General features: G+C 58.6%; 4 protein-coding genes and 1 pseudogene. 4 read left to right on the top strand and 1 reads right to left on the bottom strand.

The genetic code is table 11. The features are described from left to right. Positions 1–718 precede the first annotated feature (718 nt). The 4 genes from QZ653_RS14790 to QZ653_RS14775 are packed head-to-tail and all read left to right on the top strand — an operon-like array spanning position 719 to position 4,794. Positions 719–1,483, top strand: a complete 765-nt coding sequence (locus QZ653_RS14790) for a sugar phosphate isomerase/epimerase family protein (protein WP_296421265.1) — start codon at positions 719–721, stop codon at positions 1,481–1,483. Next, positions 1,476–2,600 carry a Gfo/Idh/MocA family protein gene (locus QZ653_RS14785; RefSeq protein WP_296421262.1) on the top strand — a complete coding sequence of 375 codons (1,125 nt, stop codon included), beginning with the start codon at positions 1,476–1,478 and terminating at the stop codon, positions 2,598–2,600. The genes QZ653_RS14790 and QZ653_RS14785 overlap by 8 nt, the downstream gene beginning before the upstream one ends. A gap of 18 nt (positions 2,601–2,618) precedes the next feature. Further along, on the top strand, positions 2,619–3,674 hold the full coding sequence (locus QZ653_RS14780) for a sugar phosphate isomerase/epimerase family protein (protein WP_296421259.1): 1,056 nt from the start codon (positions 2,619–2,621) through the stop codon (positions 3,672–3,674). A gap of 1 nt (position 3,675) precedes the next feature. Continuing rightward, a complete protein-coding gene (locus QZ653_RS14775; protein WP_296421255.1) occupies positions 3,676–4,794 on the top strand; it encodes a Gfo/Idh/MocA family protein in 1,119 nt (372 codons plus the stop codon). A 12-nt stretch (positions 4,795–4,806) separates the two neighbouring features. On the opposite strand, the pseudogene QZ653_RS14770 reads toward QZ653_RS14775, so the two are convergent. After that, positions 4,807–5,205, bottom strand: a pseudogene (locus QZ653_RS14770) (xylose isomerase); the annotation flags it as partial.

Here is a 5,205-nt window from a genome sequence, read left to right as displayed (position 1 = left end):
TTGTCTGCGATCTGTAAGTTCAGCAAAACCCAGATTGCGCGCCTGCAGCGAATGACCGAAAAGCGGGCTGCGACCGCAGCATCTGGACAAATGGTCGAGTGACCGCATTGGGCCGATAGCTACTTCTGATGCACGTAACGTTTTTCAACAAAATCCTAGCTGCGGCCCCCTGCGTCACTGAAACGATCAGCGGTGCGAATGGATTCATTGACCGCCCAGCCTCTCTGTGCAACACAACTGCATCACGTAGTGAAGCGTTGCGAAATTTTTTATCGCAAACACAATGGGTTAAGAAATTCTCTGGGAATCCTACCATCCCAGCCAGCTTTCACATCAAACGACCACCGTCATGCCGGCCCGTCGAACGACTGGCAACGCGACGCGCACTGGCATCTGATGCGCGATTGCCTTTCATTTGATCGTTCGAACCGGCAAGGTCCCCGGCACAAGTCGTCCGCCAAGCAATGGCCATCGCGGACGGACAGGCCATTGGTAAACCGCTGGCCAAGTGGCCCGTTACGCAAACGCCGCATCTGATCATGAAGGGCGGCGTCTCACTTTGCCAAGCCGACGCCACGAGGTCTAGTAACACGTCTTCGTCGTCAAACCTCAAGTTCACCAAAGAAATTTCCGCGTCCTGAAAAGAGGCTTCTTTCACCTTGATGGGCAGTGTGTTTTGATCAAGCGACCGAAGCCCTGCACGATTGGACACCGCGCTATGATCCCAGCCATTCAGCTTTATTCCATGCGCGATGTCCCCGACCAAACCGGTCTTCTGTCCAGGCTTCGTAAACTGGGGGTGACAACAGTCGAAGGCTACGGCGGGGTCTACGGCGATCCTGTGGCTTTCCGCGCCGCGATGGATGAAAACGGACTTTCGATGCCATCCGGCCATGTCGCGCTGAACGAAATCGAAGGCCAGTTCGACACGACAAAGACCCTTGCTGCCACCCTGGGAATGACCCGCATTTTCGCCCCCTATCTGGCGCCGGAAGACAGGCCGGACACATCGGAGGGCTGGACGGCCCTCGCCCGACGGCTCAATACAGTGGCCCGTCGATGCAGCGACGCCGGCCTGACCTTCGGCTGGCACAATCATGATTTTGAGTTTGCAAAACTTCGCGATGGGGGCGTGCCCATGGACATTTTGCTTGATGTCGCCCCGGACATCACATGGGAGGCTGATCTTGCATGGATCGAGCGGGGGGGCAGTGATCCGCTTACCTACATTCACCGCTATAAGGATCGTCTGGCCGCGGTGCATGTCAAAGACATTGCCAAGAAAGGCGACCATGTGGATGAAGATGGATGGTGCAATCTGGGGACGGGCGTAATGGACTGGCCCGCTTTGTTACGCGCCTGCCAAGGCGCCTCCGGCGGTCTTCTTTATGTGTTGGAACACGACAAACCATCACATCCGGAAACCTTCGCCAAAAGGTCGATCAACGCCTTCGACGCGATGTGGGAGAACGCAGATGGCTGACGTTCTGCGGGTCGGGATCATTGGGTGCGGCAATATCTCAACCACCTACCTAAGCCTTGCGCCCCTTTTCGCAGGGTATCGCATCACCGCTGTTGCGGACATCAACATGGATAGCGCCCGCACGCAGGCAGCCGCGTTTGACGTCCAAGCCATGGCGGTCGACGATCTGCTTGACGCGCCCGACGTTGACCTTGTTATCAACCTGACCATTCCGGCGGCGCACTTTGACGTGTCGAAGGCAATCCTTCAGGCTGGCAAACATGTCTATTCGGAAAAACCGTTTGTCTTGACGGTTGCGCAAGCACAAGACCTGACAAACCTTGCCCACGCGAAATCCCTTCGTATCGGGTCAGCGCCGGATACGTTTCTGGGCGCAAGTCACCAGTTGGGCCGCACCCTCATTGACACTGGGGCGATTGGGCAGGTCACCTCCGGCACCGCAGTAGTGATGTCGGCCGGCATGGAAGATTGGCACCCCAACCCCGATTTCTTTTTTCAGAAGGGCGGTGGGCCGGTCCTTGATCTTGGTCCCTACTACATCTGCAACCTCGTCCAGATGTTGGGGTCCGTTTCCCAAGTGACCAGCATGACGGGCATGGCGCAAATGACCCGTAAAATCGGGACCGGCCCCCGCGCAGGTGAGGCAGTGGCCGTTGAAACCCCAACGACAATTCACGCGGTGATGAAATTTGAAAGCGGCGCGATCATCACCCTGCTGTCCAGTTGGGACGTCCTTTCAAACACCCACCCGATCATTGAACTTTATGGAACGGATGGCACCATGACCCTCCCCGATCCGAATTTTTTCGGGGGCGAAGTCACCGTCGCCTCGGGTCGTGATGCGCCTGAGGTCATGGCATGGGACCATCCCTTTGACGTGTCTGATCCAACGTCGTCACAGGCGAACTACCGCGGTGCCGGACTGGCCGATATGGCGCAGGCTATTGCATCAAAACGCCCCCACCGGTGCAACGAAACCTTTGCGACCCATGTCATCGACGTGATGACCGCAATTCTGGAAGCTGGCGAAACAGGCGAGGTCGTGACACTTTCGACACGGTGCGATCGCCCCGCCCCCTTGGGCCCTGATGACGCACTGGCCCTGATGGCGGGCTGACATAAGACGGAGACGACAATGACCAGTTCGATCAAGGGCCCTGCCCTCTTTCTTGCACAGTTTCTGGGTGACGAAGCACCGTTCAATTCCCTGCCCGCCATTGTCGAATGGGCTGCCGGTCTGGGCTATACGGGTGTGCAAATTCCCACGTGGGATCCCCGCGTTTTCGATCTGGAGAAAGCTGCGTCCAGCCAAACCTATTGCGATCACATCATAGGGGTCTGCGCCCAACACGGGGTTGAGATTACGGAACTGTCCTGCCACTTGCAAAGCCAGCTGGTCGCGGTCCATCCCGCCTATGACACTGCATTTGATGCCTTCGCACCGGATTATTTGCATGGCGACCCGTCGGGACGGCAGGCCTGGGCGGTGGATCAGGTGAAGAAAGTGGCGCAGGCCTCTGCGCGGCTTGGCCTCACCGGCGCGGTGGGGTTCAGCGGCTCACTGGCCTTTCCCTACCTTTACCCATGGCCCCAACGCCCTGCGGGTCTGATCGACGAGGCGTTCGGCGAACTTGCGCGCCGTTGGACCCCGATCCTTGATATCTACAATGATCACGGCGTGGACTTCGGCTTCGAAATCCATCCGGGCGAAGACGTATTTGATGGCGCGACCTTTGATCGGTTCTTGACCGCGCTCGGGTCTCATCCGCGCTGCAAGATCACCTATGATCCGTCGCATTTTCTGCTGCAACAGCTTGATTATCTTGCCTTCATCGACCTTTATCACGACCGCATCAGCGCCTTTCATGTCAAAGACGCAGAGTTCACCCCCTCAGGACGTCAGGGCGTGTATTCGGGGTACGCAGACTGGACCGAACGTGCAGGTCGTTTCCGGTCCTTGGGCGACGGGCAAGTTGACTTCAAAGGTATATTCTCAAAGCTGACCCAATACGGGTATGACGGATGGGCTGTGCTTGAATGGGAATGCTGCCTGAAACATCCCGAACAGGGGGCGGCCGAGGGGGCACCATTTATTGCCGGTCACTTGATCAGGCCGACCGAACGGGCGTTCGACGACTTTGCCGGCGGGGCGTCCGACATACCCGCCTTGCGCAAGATGATGGGATTTTAGGATGGCACCTTTGAAGTTGGGAATGGTCGGCGGCGGACAAGGCGCCTTTATCGGCGGGGTCCACCGCATGGCCGCACGCCTTGACGGCTGTTTCGATCTGGTCGCGGGGGCATTGTCCTCCGATCCGGAGCGGGCCCGTGCCTCGGCGGCGGACATCGGACTTGATGCCACGCGGTCGTACGATGATTTCCGGCACATGGCCAAGGCCGAGGCCGCCCGACCTGATGGTATCGTGGCCGTGTCAGTCGTAACCCCCAATCATCTGCACGGCCCCATCGCAGAAGCGTTCCTGAACGCAGGCATTTCGGTGATTTGCGACAAACCGATGACAGCAACCCTGGCACAGGCAGAAAGCCTCGCCGCCGCGGCCCGATCATCGGAGGGGTCGTTCTTTCTGACCCACAATTATACCGGCTATCCGATGGTCCGGCAGGCCCGCGAAATGGTATCGCAAGGGGCGATCGGGACCGTCCGTTGTGTCGAAACCAACTACCTGCAGGACTGGCTGGCAGAAACCCCGGACAAGGATAACAAACAGGCGCAATGGCGCCTCGATCCCGCCCAATCTGGTGGCGGGGCCATCGGTGATATCGGAACCCACGCGCACAACCTGACCTGTTTCGTTTCAGGCCAGCATGCCACAGGTTTGCAGGCCACTTTGTCGTCACATGTTGCCGGTCGCACGGTCGACGATGATGCGCGGGTGACGATAGCACTGTCGGGTGGCGCAAAGGCGCATATCTGGGCCAGTCAGGTGGCTATTGGAAACGAAAACAACCTGACTTTGGCGATCTACGGCAGCAAAGCGTCTTTGCACTGGTCGCAAGAAAACCCCAACATGCTGCGGTTTGCCGAACTGGGCCAAGCCCCCCGGATCATAACACGGGGTGGCAGCGCCGCGGGCCCCGCAGCGGCGGCGGTGACCCGTATTCCGGCAGGCCACCCCGAAGGATACCTTGAAGCTTTCGCAACCCTTTACAGCGAAGCAGCCGAGGCCATACGCACCAAACGGCGACCGGCCCATTCCCTGGGTATACAGGAAGGTCTGGACGGCGTCCGTTTCGTGGACGCCTGCCAACGCTCGTCTGCACAAAACGGCGCGTGGATTGATTTGCCTTAGGGATGGAAAGGGTCAGACAAACCTGTTGACCAGATTTTCCAACCTCTCCTGACGGCCCGATTTTGGTGCGGGGTTGATATTGTCCTTGCGCACCTGAGCCTCGATTGTGGCCAGATCGGACGTCAGCAGGCCCTTGCCGAAATCTGTGTCCCATCCGGCGTAGCGCGCCGCGCGCGCATCCTCAAGGCTGCCATCCTCAAGCATCGCGGCCGCCGCTTTCAAACCCGCCGCACAGGCATCCATACCGCCGACATGCGCAAGGATCAGATCTTCGGGATCAAGCGATTGACGGCGCAGTTTGGCGTCAAAATTGGTGCCACCGGTGGTAAAGCCACCGGCCTTGAGGACCTCAAGATAGGCCAGCGCCATTTCGGGGACATTGTTGGGGAACTGGTCGGTGTCCCAACCGGA

Source organism: Pseudooctadecabacter sp. (genome assembly GCF_020627745.1).
In the GTDB taxonomy this organism is placed as follows: domain Bacteria; phylum Pseudomonadota; class Alphaproteobacteria; order Rhodobacterales; family Rhodobacteraceae; genus Octadecabacter.
The sequence above is the reverse complement of the archived record's forward strand: the minus strand, read 5'-3'. Positions and strand labels throughout refer to the sequence as shown.